This is a genomic window from Pantoea sp. UYEF8 (assembly GCF_040546285.1).
GTDB classification, from domain to species: Bacteria; Pseudomonadota; Gammaproteobacteria; order Enterobacterales; family Enterobacteriaceae; genus Pantoea; species Pantoea brenneri.
This window is the reverse complement of sequence record NZ_JBEPNM010000006.1, coordinates 72,335-87,705: the sequence shown is the minus strand read 5'-3', so window position 1 is coordinate 87,705 and position 15,371 is coordinate 72,335. Positions and strand designations below refer to the sequence as shown.

Sequence of the window (15,371 nt, the reverse complement as noted above, 5' to 3'; positions counted from 1 at the left end):
ACAGGCATAAAAAAACCGCCATGCGGCAGCGCGCCTGAATTTACTCACTTTTATCGGGGAGCTTTGTAAAAGAGCCGCCGTAAAGAGTGGCATCAATGGCATTGCGACAGCAATAGCAATTAAAGACCAGCAGCGCGACCGAGCGCTCGAAGCAGAGAATGTAAAAACCAATGTCCGCTAAGAGCGAGGAGCAGACTTTTGTCAATGTATGAAGAGAGAAGGAGATAGCAGATCGTCTGAAAGGATAGGAAATAAGTCCAGAGCGTGGCGGCGAACTAAATCATAGAGTGGTCATGAATACGAAAAGTTGCCTGAAGAAGTGGGGCTACTTGGACTAATCGTCGGATATGGTTAAGTGATATCCCGGCTATCAACCGGGAATAGATTTATGCTTTCGCACCTACATTATCAACGTTCGTAAATTGTCCCGTTCGGGCGCATCAACATATCATCACTCAGGTAAACGTCTTCGCCATCCTCAACACATAGGTCAGAATAAATATCGACCATGCCAGGTTCGACAATATTCGACGAAATCCCTTGAGCATCGAAGAGCTCAAAGAAGCGAGTGACCCATTCCTCGTTGACCTCATCTTGTATAGTTTTGCCGTGATCTATAGTAATGGAAAACATGGAGATGCAATTATTCTGAAAGCGGTCTACTTTATTCTCAGGTCGAAGATGATTTTCTTGGGCTAACGTCTCAGCGACCGAAAAAAGGAGCTTCTGGTTTACTGGCAGCTTGTATCCGATAGTCAAACCACCCCCTATGCGAACTCTCTCTTCGGGCCTCGTTGGTGTCTGCACTTCAAAAGAATTACCATCATCATTTTGAGCTAAAAAGCGGACGAAAACCGTGTCTCCACGGACTAACATCCAATCCTTTCCATGTTTTGGTTTCATTGCTTTAACTATCTGCGGTTGTAATGCTGACATGCTCATGGTGTTAGATACCGAAAAGAAAAACATGAAAGAGATTATACCGACTAGAGTGTTTTTTTATAGCTCCGCTACTCTTGGCTAACATCACAGAAAATGACGCTTCAAGCCAACGTCCGCTTCTGGCACAAATCAGACATTCTGACGGCGGCTGTTTTATACAGCGCGGGGAAGCGTTTCTTCCCCGCGTTTGACAGCAATAACACCCGCCGCGCTGCAGGATTATTACTGTTGTTTGCTGTTGCCCAGCACTTTGTTAATTGCTTCGGTGCCACATTGATCGTCGGACTCTGCGCCGCCAGTGCCCGCCATGCCGATAGCCCCGATCCACTGGCCGTGATATTGCACCGGTACGCCGCCGCCCAGCAGTAATAGCTCATTAACCGTGTTCAGGTTGGCGCTTTCCGGTGATGATTGCGCCTTGATGGTCAGTTGTCTGGTTGGGGTTTTGGTGGAGAGCGCTGTGAACGCTTTACGCCAGGCCGCCTGGGTATTGTGAGGTCCCACGTTATCATCCCGCATCAGCGTCACCAGATTTCCGCCCCGATCCACCACCGCCACTACGCCCTGACGATTCATGCTATGGCAGGCAGACAAGGCCTCGGTTGCCAGCTGATTGCTCAGCGCCTGGGTCATGTCATAAACGGTGGCGGGCTCAGCAGCGAGCGCCACGGCAGGTCCGGTTGTCAGCATCACTGCCAGCAGTAAACGTTTCATTTATTTCAGCTCCCGCGATAGGTGGAATAACCGTACTGGCTGAGCAGTAACGGAATGTGATAGGTGGTCGTGGTATTGGTGATATGGAATTCCACCGGGATTTCCGGGAAGAAGCTCTGCTGTTGATGTGCCGTAAAATAGTGACCGGTTTTAAAAATCACCCGATAGTCACCCGCTTCAAACGGCTTTGCTGGCCAAAGGGCATCAATACGACCCTGCTGGTTGGTGTTGGCGGTGTTCAGCACTTTCCAGCTTACTCCCTGTTTCTGTTCAAGCATCACCTCAACCTCTGCGGCCGGAAGCCCGGTTTGCTGGTTCAGCACATGAACGCTCAGCGGATTTTTACTGGCAGCGAAGGTGACTGCGGGAACGGCAAGCAGCGTGGCGAGCGCCAGGGCAGTGAGACTCTTTTTCATTTTTTTAATACTCCGGTGTTAATCGTGCTGCTGTTATACCGGTACGGTGGTTCCTTCTGCCTGTCAGAAAGATGACCATATTGTCATCTGGCGCTGAAACGTTGGGGCGGTGATAAATTTCATGGCAAACTGCGCCGATGAAACTATTACTGATCGAAGATAACCCGAAGGCCAGCGCCTGGGTGCGTAAGGGGCTGGAGGAAGCGGGCTATATCGTGGATTACGCCGCAGACGGGCGGGATGGCCTGCATCTTGGGCTGCCGCATCCCTATAGCCTGGTAATACTGGATATTATGCTGCCGGGAATGGATGGGTGGCAGGTACTGAAAACCCTGCGTACCGCCAGTAATATTCCGGTGATTTGCCTGACCGCCAGAGACTCGGTAGAGGACCGGGTGAAAGGGCTGGAGCTGGGCGCAAATGATTACCTGGTCAAGCCGTTTTCCTTTGCTGAGCTGCTGGCCCGGGTACGGAATCAGCTCCGGCAGCAGCAGCCGCACAGTAGCGTGCTGCGGGTCGGCGATCTGGTGATGGACTCCGCGCGTTTTCAGGTTATGCGTGACGGTGTCACTCTGACGCTGACGCGCAAAGAGTTCATGCTGTTGTGGCTGCTCGCCAGTCGACACGGTGAGATTTTGCCGCGCACGCTGCTGGCCAGCGAAATCTGGGGCGTCAATTTCGACAGCGAAACCAACATTGTCGATGTCGCTATCCGCCGCCTGCGTCGTAAAGTCGACGATCCTTTCCCTCAAAAGCTGATTACGACGGTAAGAGGCATGGGATATTGCCTGTCAGAAAAGGCGGTCGATGGTGTATAGCCCTTCTCTGACGCTGCGGCTGACGGCGATTTTTACGCTGATCATGGCGATGGCCTGCGGCGGCATCAGCCTGATCCTGTATAACGCCTTGCGCAGCGAACTGGTATGGCGGGACGATCAAACGCTGATTAACCGGGCGGCGCAGTTAAGGCAGCTGCTTGAAGATGGCGCACATCCCAGTTCGCTGCCGCTCTACTTCAATCGGATGGTCGATATCCATCAGGACATCCTTAGCATCCGCTCCCAGCATGAGCAAAACGTCAGCATTAATCATACCGGGATTACCTTGCCCGACCTCTCGCCCACGCCGGTCAACAGCCCACCCAGTGAGAAACAGCTGCACCGCTGGATCAACGCGGACAATACCGAAGCGGCGGCGTTAAGCCTGCAGGCAAACTCATCGCTCGGTCCGGTCACCATTACGCTGGCGCGGGTTGCGCGCGCGCGAGCGCTGATGCTGGAGCGTTATCGCCAGCAAAGCATTATGGTTTCACTGGCGGCCATTTTGCTGTGCGCTGTCGTCAGTCCGTTGCTTATTCGCCGGGGATTACGGGCGATCGGCCGGTTAAGCAAAATGGTGGCAGAAACGGCCAGTGACCGGTTAAATCAGCCGGTGCCGCTTCAGGCAATCCCGCAGGAGTTGCTACCGATTGGCAACGCGCTTAATGCTATGCGCCAGCGCTTATCGACAGACTTTATCCGCCTGACGCAGTTTGCTGACGATCTGGCTCACGAAATCCGCACGCCGATTAATGTGTTACTGGGCCAGAATCAGGTCGCGCTGGGGCATCAACGCTCAGCCGCTGAGTACCAGACGCTGCTCGAAGGCAACATTGAAGAACTGGAGAGCCTGTCGCGGCTGACTGAAAACATTCTCTTCCTGGCGCGCGCCACCCACCACAATATCAGACTCAATAAACAGGACTTCCTGCTGCATGATGCGCTGGAAACGCTGATCGACTTTCTTGAACCGGTTGCGGAAGAGCAGGAGAAGGTGATTGAACTCAACGCCGAAGGCAGCCTCACCGCAGATAAAATGCTGTTCCAGCGTGCGATGAGTAACCTGCTGATCAACGCGATTCGTTACTCACCTGAAAAAGGCGTGATTCGGGTCAATACGTTTCATCATGCTGACTGCGTTGAGATTGAGGTGTCGAACGCCGGTGAACAGCTGGCGGAGCCAGAAAAATTATTCGAGCGATTCTGGCGCGGCGATAACGTCCGTCACACCGCCGGAAGCGGGCTGGGATTGTCACTGGTGCGAGCAATCGCCACCTTACACGGTGGCAGTGCTTACTACCGGCACGACAAAGGGCAGAATATCTTTGGCCTGCGCCTGCTTTCCTGACAGAGACAGGCTGCGCATCGCCCGTATCCGCAAGGGGTGATCTGAAGCGGTTATGGCCTGATGGCGCTGGCAGACGCCGAGGCTGAAACCGCCATTGTGCTAATCCGACAGCAGCGTCCATTGCCGTCGGGCCGCTTAGGGTACAGTACGCTGCTGATTCACAGCGATAATGATGCGCACCTCAGCGAAGCGCGGGCGCGCTCGCTGGCGGTGGAATGGGGATGCGAAACCCGACAGTTCAGCGGCGCGGGACATCTGCATACGGCCGCAGGCTAGGGTGAATGGCCGGACGGTGAGCGGCTGTTTGAAAACTTCACCGGCGTAGCTTTACTCAAAGCAGAAGAGGGAGAGAGAAACGCTCTGCGTAGCTGACAGCCTCAGGTTTTGGCGCCGATTGCACGCTACCTTACCGTTGTTTTAGTCAGGTAGCGTCGTTCATCAGATGATTAACCGAGGTGTTTTCCGGCTAATCAGGGTGCTACTTCGGCTGCTGGCCAGATCCGGATTCACTGCGAGCGCAAAACAGATGAGGTAGCGTTTAAAGGCTGGCCCCTTCTACCAGCACAAACGTTCCGCGTGCAGCACCTGCACGCAGCAACCTGGCGGCCTGATAGGCAGGGCTTTGATAAAAACGTCTGGCCTCGGCAAAAGAGTCGAACTCAAAAACCACATGTCGTTCATGCGCTTCTCCCTCCAGATTTTCATACTGCCCTGACCAGGCAATAATCTTCGGATTAAACGCCTGCATTGCCTCGCCAGCCGCTCTGGCATATTCAGCGTATGCGACAGGGTCTGATACGGTCACGTGAGCGATTAAATAACCTTTGTTCATTTCTCTTTATCCTTTCTTAGCGGTGGTAAATTCCAGCGTAAGGCAACGCGACTGGCGTGAACCCAATGCGGAACGGGGATGAGGTGTTTAAAATCTTTCAACCGATCAACAGACCGAATAGCGGGTAACAAGGTTCTCACTACGTTGCCCCTGCGCCCTGAGCCATGATTCCCGTGCAACCGACAGTTAACTGAATGACGCGGGCAACCTGTGCACCTGCTTCAGCCTCCAGCCAGTGGCAGTCCGCAAAGCGGTTAAGCCTTTCAGGGAGAAATTTCTCCGTCATTGCCGATCGCGTTATGCGTTATCCGCGGTGTGAAAGCAGTGTATTAGCTATTAATATGGTGATAAATAACCGAAGAAATAACGCACTGTTACTCTTAAGGGGAACAATGAAAAACCTCGAGGCGCTGATTATTTTTGCCCGTGTGGCGGAGATGAAAAGTTTTACTCAGGCAGCTGAAAGCCTGGGTATTCAGAAAGGACGCGCCTCACTGGTGGTGCGTGAACTTGAAAAGGAGACCGGTGCCACGCTGCTGCACCGCACCACGCGGACGGTGCAGTTAACCGAAGATGGGCGGGCGTTTTATTCACGCGCACGAGACCTGCTATCGGAAGCCGAAGAGCTGCAGTCAATGTTCTCTCACGATGGGATGTCACTGCGCGGCAGGATACGGGTTGATATGCCGGCCGTGCTGGCACAAAGCGTGGTGATCCCGGCTCTGCCTCAGCTGCTGGAAGCCCACCCTGAACTGGAGATCGAGCTTTCAAGCACCGATCGCCGTGTTGATTTGGTCCATGAGGGATTTGATTGTGTCATCCGCCTGGGGCCGATCGTAGATGACCAGCTGATTGCCCGCCCTCTGGGGCAGCTACGCATGATCAATGCAGCAAGTCCGGACTATCTGGCGCGCTTCGGGATGCCGCAGACGATTGACGATCTTCTCAATCAGAAACACCAGATGGTGCATTACCAGCGGAGCTTTGGTTCGAAGCCTGAAGGATGGGAATATCCGACGAGTGACGGCTACAAATTTCTGGTGTTACCCGGCGCGATGCGGGTCAACAGCGTACCGGCCTATCATGAGGCGGGGCTGGCCGGGCTGGGCTTAATCCAGGGCGGTTACTCCACACTCGCGCCCTATATTGAGCGCGGTGCACTGGTGGAAATCCTTGCCGATCTGCGTCCCGAGCCGCTCAGTGCCAGTTTTGTCGTCGCGCATCGACGAAATCTGTCCCGGCGTGTCAGGGCTTTTATGCACTGGACTGAAGAAATTTTAAAACCTTATTTTGACTGATTGGCTGGGGTGACTCTCACATTAGCTAAGATGAAGCGCACCATGCCTGCTTGTGGTACAAAGCGGGCATAAAGTTAGAACATAAGGTCCGCTGTGAGCGAAAAGCGGACGTTGCCCCCCTTTTTGACGTCACCAGATTTAGCTCCGACATTCAGATCTTCTCGTGCTGGACCTTAAAAATAGATGCAACTTATAGGGAAACTACGCGGTTGAGCCAGCACAAGACGAATCGTTTCCCAGACAGAGCCCCCCTTCATCAAGCGATCCCCCGTTTTGGATTGACTATCGACCAAAGTTTTTTCGCTGTCAATCAGCAGCTTGCTGGTAATTCGCTATCTTTAATGTCTGCTACAGGACCGAGGATGTCACGATCAAATTCTGCCAGCGGCCTACCGGTTTTTACGCGGTTTGGCCAGTCATGGTTCGCCAGCGCCCCCCGGCCCAGTGCTATCAGATCAGCGCCTGCTGATAGCACCTCTATTGCACGCTGTGGTTCATGCAGGCCGCCATTGGCGATAATTGTTAAATCAGGCGCATATTTATGAGCCAGCGCGACAAGTGATAGCGGTCCGCTCTCAAATGCAGGCTGCCAGGCTTCATATTCAGTCAGGTGCAGGTAATCAATGCCTGACTGGGCTAACAGCGTAAAAACAGTACGCGCATCGTCTTCTCCGTGAGCCCATTTATGATGAAAATCATTTACCTTACCCTGAGAAATCCGGATGCCAATAATCGACTCAGCGCCGAGTCGGGTACGCACAGCCTTAATGACCTCAAGGATTAATGTAAGACGCCCCGCCGTATCGCCACCCCATTTATCTTCGCGAAGATTGGTGTAATCGGTAAAGAACTGATCAAGCAGATAGCCATTAGCTCCATGAATTTCCACGCCATCAAAACCGGCGTCATGGACCGCGTTCGCCGCTGCATCCGCAAAACTATGGATAATCTGCTGAATTTCGGCGTCATTAAGCTCACGCGGAACAGGGTACTTGCCCTTGCCACGGTAAAAAGTGAGTTGCGTGCCTTCAGGCTCAACAGCAGAGGCGCTAACTGTGCCCTCCGTATGGAAATTATCCTGAGAAAGCGCACCGGAATGCTGGATCTGTGCGATAACCTTTCCCTGCTGAGCATGAACTGCCTCAGTGATTTTGCGCCATGCAGCGATCTGCATGGATGAAACAATGCCCGACTGATACGCATAGGTCTGTGACCAGGCATTATCAATATAAATTCCTTCCGTAATGATCAGAGCAAAATTACCCCGGGCGAAGTCTTCATAATAAGAAAGCATGCGATTGCTGGCGATACCGCATTCCGAGGCCGACACGCGGGTCATCGGTGCCACTACCAGGCGATTATTCAGTTTGATATTTTTGAGCGTAAAGCTGTTAAAAAGCGGTGATGCAGACATATTTTTCCCCGGATCAGATAAGTAACAGTAAGGGAAAGATATCTTTTAATGATGCAGCTATAAACGCATGGGACTGATAAGCTGGTATATCATAAACTGATATAATCACCGTACGCCGCTGATGCATATTGGGTTGTGCTTAAATGAAATCCGGCTGACAGAGAGAATGTGGCGGGCATAAAGCTCAATGCACTCTTAGATGATCAATCAAACATGCTTTAAAAAGTATAAATCAACCTCCCTACAGGGCTTGATAATAACGTTTCACGGGTAGTGTAAAAACATCATGAACGTCTGTGACGTACAGCTTTTTCTGACCATCACTGAAGCCGGCAGCCTGTCCCAGGCTGCGAGACGGCTGGACATCTCGGCAATGGCCGTTTCACGCAGACTTGCCGGGTTAGAGCGTGAACTGGGGACTCGTCTGCTCCAGAGAACAACACGTTCGGTATCCCTTACCCAGGAAGGGATAGAGTTTATTCCGTATGCCCGTGCTTTGGTTGAGGCCGAAGAGGGTGCAAAGGGTCTTTTTTCCCCCGATTCGAAAGGCGCGTCTGGCCTGCTGAGGGTTACTGCGCCGTCAGGGTTCGGGCGGCGCTACCTGCTTCCACTGATTCCTGAACTACTTGAAACCAACCCTGACCTACGAATCGATCTGCAGTTCAGCGAAGACGTGGTCGATATTGTCGGACGCGGAATTGATGTCGCGGTGCGAATTGCGCCCTTGCGAGATTCCAGCCTTATAGCCCGCAAAATTGTGGATAATCCGCGTGTAGTCTGCGCCTCACCAGATTATCTCAGGCAGTACGGTGTTCCTGCCACACTCAGTGAGCTGACTGAGCATAACTGCCTGAGGCTTACAAATGTCCTGCAGTGGACATTTCAATCCAGCGGTCAGAGTACAAGCCTGAGCGTGGATGGGCGGTTCAGTTCAGGCAACGTTGAAAGCATTCGGGAGTTTTGTGTTCAGGGAATGGGGCTGGCGCAGCTTACTTTATGGGACGTCAAAAAAGAACTTAGCGAAGGTACGTTACAGGAGGTGACTTTCATGGATGTTGACGCGCAGAATCTACCGGTGTGGGCACTGCTTCCCACCTCGCGATATCTGCCACAGCGCGTTAATGTTTTTATAGATGCGCTAAAAGCTTCACTCGGCTAAGCCTGAGCAGGCATTGCCGTATGCTTTTCCGTAACGTGTTCGCCTCATGGGCTTACCGTGCCGTTGCAGCCATAGCCAGCGCTGAAAAATGACAGTGGCTGGCTGAAGTATACCTGTGTAAAAGCAGACCATTACCTGCTCACTGGTCTGCTTAGAACGCCAGACAACTGAATAGCATTCTGGCCGCTAACCTGATGACCCTGAAGACCTGACCAGAGCGGGCATTTCTGCTTGTCAGAAGGACCAGCGGCGCATGCCGCCATCAACTACGGCGACGGTCCCGGTGATATACCGTGAACGGGGAGAGACGAGAAAGGTCGCCATATTAGCGACGTCCTGAGCCTCGCCGAAATCTTTCATTGCAATCTCTCGCTCGGCGAATTCTTTACGCGCCTCACCAGGAAAAAGTCTGCGGATTTGGGCAGTATCAAGCAGCCCCGGCTGCAGGCAGTTAATGGTAATACCGTGTTTCCCAATCTGTTCAGAAAGTCCTTTCGACCATACGGCGATGGCTGCTTTTGAAACCGCAGACGCATTGACCTGTGTTGGCTCAGTCGTGCCCGTTATATTCAGAATGCTCCCTGACTGATTGTCTATAAAGTGTGGTAAGAGAAACTGCGTCAACTGGCGCTGACGGGTAAAGCCGAGGTTCATCGCCTCATCCCAGACCTCGTCAGGAGCCACCGGTTCCAGTGGACAGCTGGCACCGGCATTATTAACAAGAATATCAACCCGACCCATGGTTTGAAGTGCCGCGTCGGCTATGGCGTGAGGTGCTTCATGTGAAATCAGGTCCTGAACAAAAATAATCGGTTCAGGCAGGCCAGCGCAAATGAACTCCTGCTTTAATTCGTTCAGCAGAGAGGCGTTACGTGCTGTAGCAAATACCGTTACACCTTCTTCAGCCAGTGTGCGTGCAATGGCGCGGCCCAGTCCCTGACTGGCCCCGGTGACGACAGCCTTTTTACCTTTGAGATATAAATCCATAATGCTCTCCTGAAAAATTTCAGATATCAGCCAGATGCTTGTGACTGATCACGGTTGCTGGTAAAGATGAAATACAATGCGATTATCAGCAGAACGAGTGCTGCAATGCGGTTACAGGTCAGTGGCATAGCGCTGTTACCAAACAACCCTGAAGTATCAATAAATAAACTCATACCCAGCTGGCCGAGAATAACGCCGACGGTTGCAACCGCGGTTCCGATTTGGCGAACCGCGAAAATCATTAATAAGATGTACAAAATCCCGAAAAAAGCTCCGCTAAGTTGCCACTTAGGCACATCCATAAGTGACTGCGTGTGGGCGGGCTCAAGAAACATCACCAGCAAAACTGAAAGTACGGTTCCGGACAGGAAGTTAATAAATGTGGCATGAAGCGCACCTATTTCCTGCCCCAGCTTCCCGTTAATGGCAGCCTGAATGCTGAGCAGGCAACCGCCTGTCAGGCTTAATAAAATCATTATCATCAACATTCATTTTCCTCCGGCAATAAGAGCCAGCGCGCCAGCAATTAAGCACAGTGCAATGACTCGCCTCATGTTGACCGGGCGACGCCGGGTATCAAACCAGCCAAAGTGATCGATAAGCAGACTTTTAGCTATCTGCCCGGCAAGGATGCCTGTCATCGTCATTGCCACTCCAATTACTGGCGCAGCAACGGTCATAATGACGACGTAGCAGGGGCCTAATAGCCCGCCCGAGAGATGCCAGCCAGGCAAAGTCATAATGGATACAGGACGACGTCGGCCAAAAAAAATTGAAATAAAGAAAAGCAGTGCCGTTCCTGTGCCGAATATGCAAAGCGTGGCCCAGTAATGACCGACTACACCACCAAGCGGCCCCAGAATACCCGCCTCTGTTCCAAGCCCCATTCCTGCCACGATAACCAATAAAAGACTTAACCATTTCATAATCAGTTTCTCCGTCGGAAGGGAAATGTTAGTCAGGAAGTCTATTGCGAAAAAGAGCATAATCCTGCAAACACCTTTGCAGATTACGCTCAGATGAAAGACTTAACTCACATTAATATTCGTGCCATGCAGCTGTTTATGAGCATTATGGAAACGGGAAATTTTTCTGAAGTGGCGAGGCGGGAAGGGATAGCGGTCTCCTCTGCTTCACGCACTCTTCAGCTACTTGAGGCTTCTCTGGAAACCCAACTGCTTTACCGGAGTACACGTGCTGTGGTGCCCACTGAAGAGGGGCGAATTTATGCCAGCGCTTTTCGGCAGATACTTGACCAGGTCAGCAGTGCGTCAGCGCTTGTCAGCGAACGCATGAATGTCCCATCAGGGCGGATACGATTTAATGCGCCGGTTTCTTTCGGTATAAGGCACATATCTCCCCTGATGGCGGAACTCAGTGAGCTTTATCCAAAACTGTCGATCGATCTGAGTCTCACTGACGAATTTGTTAATCCGCTGTCTGACGCCTCTGATCTGGTGTTACGTATCGCTGGCATGAAAGATTCGGCGTTGCATGGGCGGTTTATTGCAGATCAGAATTGGCATCTTGCTGCCAGTCCTTCATACCTGCATAAATACGGCATACCTGAGGTGCCGGAAGATTTACGGCAACACCATTTGCTTGTTTATCGTGGGCATATGGGAATACCACGCTGGTGTTTTTCAGGCAAAGAGGGACAGTACAACATTAGCCAGCATCCCAAAGTCATGTCTGACAGTGCTGAATCGCTAATCCGGATGGCCGAAGACGGAGCCGGTATTGTCCTTTTTCCGGACTGGCAGATAGGTAGCCTGCTTAAGTCCGGTCACCTCACCGAGCTGCTCATGGATTATGAAGTGTCTACAGGTGAAGCCGGCCAGTCGATTTTCATGCTGTATCCGGGCAGCAAATTTCCTGCATTAAATACGCGCACGGTCATAGATTACTTCTTGCGCAAATTTGGGCAGCCGGTTTACTGGAAATATGAGCAACAAAAAAGATAAGCCAAAAGTTCGACGTTGCAGTCAGGCACTGACAGCCTGCTTGTGGTACAAAGCGGGCTGTTACCCGAGACTCATTCAGGCGAACGGGGTTTGTTAGCAGTGCAGACGCGTGAGGTTTACCGTTGCAGCGCTAATTTAACAGGAGTGATGATGTTCTTCATTTTCAGTGGACTGCCGGGTTGCGGAAAAAGCACTATCGCAAAGCGATTATCCCAACGATTAAACGCGGTTTATTTACGCGTTGATACGGTCGAACAGGCGCTGCGGAACGGATCGGCGCATTTCAGGGAAATTGGGCCCGAAGGTTATTTCATACTTTATGCGCTGGCGCGGGATAATCTCAGACTGGGATCTACCGTAATCACTGATTCGGTTAATGACCTTAATCTGGTGCGTGACGCTTTCCGTGAGATAGCCCTATCGTCGGATGTTCCGTTTCTGGAAATTGAAATTCTCTGCTCGGATGCTGAACAGCATCGGACGCGTGTAGAGAACAGAATTTCCGATATTCCGGGCTTAAAAGTACCTGACTGGCAGGCCGTGATCAATCGCCACTATGAACCGTGGAACAGAGCGCATCTGCAACTGGATAGCGCAAAATTATCCGTCGACCAGTGCGTGGACCAGATCCTCAGCGCGAGCAGGCAGTCCTGAGCAGCTGTGCGGTACAGCAAACAAAGTCCACTGCCGGAATTTTCCTGCCAGTTCAGGTCTGATGGCGATAGGCCAAAGAAGAAGTACCTAAAGTGTGCATTGCAGCCAGGGAAGGATACTGAACCCGATGATATCCACAGCATGAAATAGCGGTTGAGCCGTGCAGCCTGCTTATCTGAACGCCTTCTCTGACCTCCCTGAACCCCGCAAAATTATTTCGCGGATAAGCGCATAAAACTATAACCAGCAGGATGAGGGGGCGAACCAAACCATAAGTACAATTTTAACCACAGCTATGCTAATATTTTCGCGCTTATTGAGGCGTATTACCGTGCGACGAATTTTTGGGAACGCAGTATGATAGATAAATATCAAATTCATCATGAAGTCGATGTGCTGCTTTTCCTGCGCCACATCTGCAAAATCGTCTTTACGGTCCTTATTTTGCTGCTGCTTATTCCTCATCTTGCCTATGCCGAAATAAAAGATGGCAAAGCCAATCGTATTGTCAGCGGTATTATTAGCTTTACCCAGTGGCGGGGATTGACCGGCCCGCCACAATTATGTGTTTTTTCTTCAGCCCGGCATCTCTCCTTGCCGGAAAAAAAACCATCTCCGGCAGCGACATTCACTGTTGTTTATCTTACTAAAGCCAGCGACCTCCCGACACACAGATGCGATGCAGTCTATTTCGGCGATCAGACGTCGCAACAGCAGGTCGCACTTATTCAGCAGTTCAGTGGAAGAGCCGTGCTGACCCTTGCGGAGAACAACGCGGATTGCACCATTGGCGCTGCTTTTTGCATGATTTTTCAACCGGATCGTACGCTTTTTTCCGTTAACCTTGATTCGCTTGCCAGAAGCGGTGTCAGGGTGAGTCCGGACGTGCTTTTGCTGTCCCGCGATAGAAGCGAATAACATGAAATACGATAAATTCAGAAACGACAAATCATCGATACGCAATAAACTGCGAAAAATAAGCACCATCAATTCTGCGGTTATATTACTGTTGTGCTGGTTATTGCTCTCCTCTACCTCGCTGCTATTTATTAAAAACTATGAGAAGCGAAACCTTGAATTGATCGCCGCGACGTTAAGCACCACGCTAACCGCCGCTACCGTTTTTGCCGACAGTTCCGATGCGCATAATAAAATTGCCCGGCTTGGCGATGAAGGCATGTTCGATTCGGCGAAACTGGCCACCCGCGATCAGATTATTTTGGTCGACTGGCATGCTCAGAAAGAACAGACGGGCTGGTATTCACGGTTATTACGTGAATGGATTTATCTTAAACCTCTTAAGGTTAATATAAATCACGCAGACGTTACTGTTGGTACGTTGACGCTGGAAGGCACGGTGACCGGTGCGGTGAGTTTCATTCGTTACTCTTTTATGATTCTTACCTGCGGTATGTTATGTGTGCTGATTATCTCGCTTCTGCTGAGTGAGTTTCTGCATCGAGGGATTATTGCAACGCTGCGCAACATTACCAGTTCGATTCACTATGTGATTCGTTCTGGCGATTTTTCCCTGCGTATCCCGGAGAGCCCGACCAGTGAGTTTCAGCTGTTTTCAGATGACCTGAACTCGTTGCTGATGGAAATGCAAACGCTGAAGGCCTCACTTATTCGCGATAATCGCTCTCTGGCAGCCAAAGCGCTGGAAGATCCGTTAACCGGACTTGCCAACCGCAGCGCCTTTGCTGCTCGTCTTACTGAGCTGCTCGATCAGCAATATGCCGAAGAGCGTTTTGCCTTGTTGTTTCTTGATGGCGATCGCTTTAAGAGCATTAACGATAACTGGGGCCATGCCGCCGGGGATGAGGTATTAAAAGCTATCGGGTCGCGCCTCTCATCATTGGCTGCCGAGCAGGATTTAGTCGCCCGATTAGGTGGGGATGAATTTGCAATGCTGGTGAGCAGTCGCGCCAGTGAAGAGCAATTACAGCTGCTCATGCAGAACATTCACCAGGCCATGATGCAAAAAATTGTGATTGCTGAAGGTACGCCGATCACTACCTCGGTTACCATCGGCTACGCCTGGTCACAACACGGTGATACGGTTGAGTCTATTCTCGAGCGTGCCGATATGAATATGTACAAGAATAAGCGAAAAAGTAAGGCTTAATTATGAAAACAAAAATTTCCCTGATGGTGCTTATTTTGGCCCTGGTCGGGTGTCAGTCGAAAGGGCGTTTTAGCGATGCGCAGATCGCCGCGATGCAGAATGCCGGATTCAGTCAAAATACCGAAGGCTGGGGATTGGGCATATCCGATAAGATCCTGTTTGGCGTAAACGAATCAGAGCTTACCCCGTCCAGCAAAAGTAACATCAAGACGATGGCGAAAAACCTGGCGTCAACCGGTATTAAGCATGTGCGCATTGACGGGCACACCGATAATTACGGCAAAGCAGCCTATAACCAACAGCTCTCGTTAAAAAGAGCTAACGCGGTAGCGGCACAGTGGGCGGAAGGCGCTGCCATACCGCCTGAAAATATCACTACCCGTGGATTAGGCATGAGTGCACCGGTTACCCCCAACAATAGCGCTCAGGGGCGCGCGCAAAATCGGCGCGTGGCAATTGTGATCACTGCGCCATGATAATCCCGACGGCCGCTGCATAATGATACCGCGGCCGTATCGCGTTGTTTTTGTGGTGATTGTGCATATAACATTTAAGATGCTGACTGACAGGGAAGGTTATTCATCGGCGAGTCGGGTGAGTGACAGTTAAAGGGATGAAGGTTATATCCGGGCGTTTTAATGAACCCATTAAGCCTGAATCTGGCAACAGAATTTACCTGACCCTTGCGTATATGAGT

18 protein-coding genes are annotated in these 15,371 nt (G+C 51.3%); 10 read left to right on the top strand and 8 right to left on the bottom strand.

Annotated features, from left to right (window positions below; translation table 11 throughout):
* Positions 1-408 precede the first annotated feature (408 nt).
* From ABIB18_RS13205 to uraH, 3 genes are all read right to left on the bottom strand, one after another.
* On the bottom strand, positions 409-936 hold the full coding sequence (locus tag ABIB18_RS13205) for a hypothetical protein (RefSeq protein WP_354474296.1): 528 nt from the start codon (positions 934-936) through the stop codon (positions 409-411).
* 228 nt (positions 937-1,164) lie between these two features.
* A complete protein-coding gene (locus ABIB18_RS13200) occupies positions 1,165-1,656 on the bottom strand; it encodes a GlcG/HbpS family heme-binding protein (protein ID WP_031374395.1) in 492 nt (163 codons plus the stop codon).
* 5 nt (positions 1,657-1,661) lie between these two features.
* On the bottom strand, positions 1,662-2,072 hold the full coding sequence (gene uraH, locus ABIB18_RS13195) for a hydroxyisourate hydrolase (RefSeq protein WP_354474294.1): 411 nt from the start codon (positions 2,070-2,072) through the stop codon (positions 1,662-1,664).
* Positions 2,073-2,209: 137 nt separating this feature from the next.
* Between uraH and hprR the strand changes: the two genes are divergently transcribed.
* The 3 genes from hprR to ABIB18_RS13180 are packed head-to-tail and all read left to right on the top strand — an operon-like array spanning position 2,210 to position 4,514.
* Positions 2,210-2,890 carry a response regulator transcription factor HprR gene (hprR, locus tag ABIB18_RS13190; protein WP_354474292.1) on the top strand — a complete coding sequence of 227 codons (681 nt, stop codon included), beginning with the start codon at positions 2,210-2,212 and terminating at the stop codon, positions 2,888-2,890.
* Positions 2,883-4,238, top strand: a complete 1,356-nt coding sequence (locus tag ABIB18_RS13185; RefSeq protein WP_354474559.1) for a heavy metal sensor histidine kinase — start codon at positions 2,883-2,885, stop codon at positions 4,236-4,238. Before hprR ends, ABIB18_RS13185 begins: the two co-directional genes overlap by 8 nt.
* Positions 4,239-4,298: 60 nt before the next feature.
* Positions 4,299-4,514, top strand: a complete 216-nt coding sequence (locus ABIB18_RS13180; RefSeq protein WP_052720622.1) for an alpha/beta hydrolase — start codon at positions 4,299-4,301, stop codon at positions 4,512-4,514.
* Positions 4,515-4,776: 262 nt separating this feature from the next.
* Here ABIB18_RS13180 and ABIB18_RS13175 read toward each other — a convergent pair whose 3' ends face one another.
* Complete coding sequence (locus tag ABIB18_RS13175) at positions 4,777-5,070, bottom strand: DUF1330 domain-containing protein (protein ID WP_256150980.1); 294 nt, start codon at positions 5,068-5,070, stop codon at positions 4,777-4,779.
* Between the two features lie 392 nt (positions 5,071-5,462).
* Between ABIB18_RS13175 and ABIB18_RS13170 the strand changes: the two genes are divergently transcribed.
* Positions 5,463-6,368: a LysR family transcriptional regulator gene (locus tag ABIB18_RS13170; protein WP_354474290.1), complete on the top strand. Its 906-nt coding sequence runs from the start codon at positions 5,463-5,465 to the stop codon at positions 6,366-6,368.
* A gap of 310 nt (positions 6,369-6,678) precedes the next feature.
* On the opposite strand, the gene ABIB18_RS13160 is transcribed toward ABIB18_RS13170, so the two are convergent.
* Positions 6,679-7,782 (bottom strand): oxidoreductase, encoded by a 1,104-nt coding sequence (locus ABIB18_RS13160; protein ID WP_031374400.1) that lies wholly within the window; start codon positions 7,780-7,782, stop codon positions 6,679-6,681.
* A gap of 286 nt (positions 7,783-8,068) precedes the next feature.
* Here ABIB18_RS13160 and ABIB18_RS13155 point away from each other — a divergent pair, with 286 nt between their 5' ends.
* Complete coding sequence (locus ABIB18_RS13155; protein WP_031374401.1) at positions 8,069-8,941, top strand: LysR family transcriptional regulator; 873 nt, start codon at positions 8,069-8,071, stop codon at positions 8,939-8,941.
* Between the two features lie 234 nt (positions 8,942-9,175).
* Here the strand turns inward: ABIB18_RS13155 and ABIB18_RS13150 are convergent, their stop codons facing one another.
* Genes ABIB18_RS13150 through ABIB18_RS13140 form a run of 3 tightly spaced genes read right to left on the bottom strand, consistent with a single transcriptional unit; the run spans position 9,176 to position 10,854 of the window.
* Positions 9,176-9,928, bottom strand: a complete 753-nt coding sequence (locus ABIB18_RS13150; RefSeq protein ID WP_354474287.1) for an SDR family NAD(P)-dependent oxidoreductase — start codon at positions 9,926-9,928, stop codon at positions 9,176-9,178.
* Positions 9,929-9,954: 26 nt separating this feature from the next.
* Positions 9,955-10,416: a DMT family transporter gene (locus ABIB18_RS13145; protein WP_354474285.1), complete on the bottom strand. Its 462-nt coding sequence runs from the start codon at positions 10,414-10,416 to the stop codon at positions 9,955-9,957.
* Positions 10,417-10,854, bottom strand: coding sequence for a DMT family transporter (locus ABIB18_RS13140; protein WP_046289349.1), 438 nt, complete (start codon positions 10,852-10,854; stop codon positions 10,417-10,419).
* Between the two features lie 93 nt (positions 10,855-10,947).
* On the opposite strand from ABIB18_RS13140, the gene ABIB18_RS13135 reads away from it, so the two are divergent.
* The 5 genes from ABIB18_RS13135 to yfiB all read left to right on the top strand — a co-directional run bounded on the left by ABIB18_RS13135 (position 10,948) and on the right by yfiB (position 15,150).
* A complete protein-coding gene (locus ABIB18_RS13135; protein ID WP_354474283.1) occupies positions 10,948-11,892 on the top strand; it encodes a LysR family transcriptional regulator in 945 nt (314 codons plus the stop codon).
* Positions 11,893-12,042: 150 nt separating this feature from the next.
* Positions 12,043-12,546: a P-loop nucleotide/nucleoside kinase family protein gene (locus tag ABIB18_RS13130; protein WP_354474557.1), complete on the top strand. Its 504-nt coding sequence runs from the start codon at positions 12,043-12,045 to the stop codon at positions 12,544-12,546.
* A 357-nt stretch (positions 12,547-12,903) separates the two neighbouring features.
* Entirely contained in the window at positions 12,904-13,464 is a 561-nt protein-coding gene (yfiR, locus tag ABIB18_RS13125; protein ID WP_354474281.1) for a regulatory sequestration protein YfiR, read from the top strand.
* A gap of 1 nt (position 13,465) precedes the next feature.
* Positions 13,466-14,674 carry a diguanylate cyclase DgcN/YfiN gene (gene dgcN / locus ABIB18_RS13120; RefSeq protein WP_031374407.1) on the top strand — a complete coding sequence of 403 codons (1,209 nt, stop codon included), beginning with the start codon at positions 13,466-13,468 and terminating at the stop codon, positions 14,672-14,674.
* Between the two features lie 2 nt (positions 14,675-14,676).
* Positions 14,677-15,150, top strand: coding sequence for an outer membrane lipoprotein YfiB (gene yfiB, locus ABIB18_RS13115; protein ID WP_354474279.1), 474 nt, complete (start codon positions 14,677-14,679; stop codon positions 15,148-15,150).
* The last annotated feature ends 221 nt before the right edge of the window (positions 15,151-15,371 follow it).

What these genes read in the sequence shown, in the direction of transcription:
- ABIB18_RS13175 (WP_256150980.1), bottom strand. Translation starts at nt 5,070, where the DNA reads ATGAACAAAGGTTATTTAATCGCTCACGTGACCGTATCAGACCCTGTC.
- ABIB18_RS13205 (WP_354474296.1), bottom strand. Translation starts at nt 936, where the DNA reads ATGTCAGCATTACAACCGCAGATAGTTAAAGCAATGAAACCAAAACAT.
- ABIB18_RS13155 (WP_031374401.1), top strand. Translation starts at nt 8,069, where the DNA reads ATGAACGTCTGTGACGTACAGCTTTTTCTGACCATCACTGAAGCCGGC.
- dgcN (WP_031374407.1), top strand. Translation starts at nt 13,466, where the DNA reads ATGAAATACGATAAATTCAGAAACGACAAATCATCGATACGCAATAAA.
- ABIB18_RS13160 (WP_031374400.1), bottom strand. Translation starts at nt 7,782, where the DNA reads ATGTCTGCATCACCGCTTTTTAACAGCTTTACGCTCAAAAATATCAAA.
- ABIB18_RS13140 (WP_046289349.1), bottom strand. Translation starts at nt 10,854, where the DNA reads ATGAAATGGTTAAGTCTTTTATTGGTTATCGTGGCAGGAATGGGGCTT.
- ABIB18_RS13135 (WP_354474283.1), top strand. Translation starts at nt 10,948, where the DNA reads ATGAAAGACTTAACTCACATTAATATTCGTGCCATGCAGCTGTTTATG.
- ABIB18_RS13170 (WP_354474290.1), top strand. Translation starts at nt 5,463, where the DNA reads ATGAAAAACCTCGAGGCGCTGATTATTTTTGCCCGTGTGGCGGAGATG.
- yfiB (WP_354474279.1), top strand. Translation starts at nt 14,677, where the DNA reads ATGAAAACAAAAATTTCCCTGATGGTGCTTATTTTGGCCCTGGTCGGG.
- yfiR (WP_354474281.1), top strand. Translation starts at nt 12,904, where the DNA reads ATGATAGATAAATATCAAATTCATCATGAAGTCGATGTGCTGCTTTTC.
- ABIB18_RS13150 (WP_354474287.1), bottom strand. Translation starts at nt 9,928, where the DNA reads ATGGATTTATATCTCAAAGGTAAAAAGGCTGTCGTCACCGGGGCCAGT.
- uraH (WP_354474294.1), bottom strand. Translation starts at nt 2,072, where the DNA reads ATGAAAAAGAGTCTCACTGCCCTGGCGCTCGCCACGCTGCTTGCCGTT.
- ABIB18_RS13145 (WP_354474285.1), bottom strand. Translation starts at nt 10,416, where the DNA reads ATGTTGATGATAATGATTTTATTAAGCCTGACAGGCGGTTGCCTGCTC.
- hprR (WP_354474292.1), top strand. Translation starts at nt 2,210, where the DNA reads ATGAAACTATTACTGATCGAAGATAACCCGAAGGCCAGCGCCTGGGTG.
- ABIB18_RS13180 (WP_052720622.1), top strand. Translation starts at nt 4,299, where the DNA reads ATGGCGCTGGCAGACGCCGAGGCTGAAACCGCCATTGTGCTAATCCGA.
- ABIB18_RS13200 (WP_031374395.1), bottom strand. Translation starts at nt 1,656, where the DNA reads ATGAAACGTTTACTGCTGGCAGTGATGCTGACAACCGGACCTGCCGTG.
- ABIB18_RS13130 (WP_354474557.1), top strand. Translation starts at nt 12,043, where the DNA reads ATGTTCTTCATTTTCAGTGGACTGCCGGGTTGCGGAAAAAGCACTATC.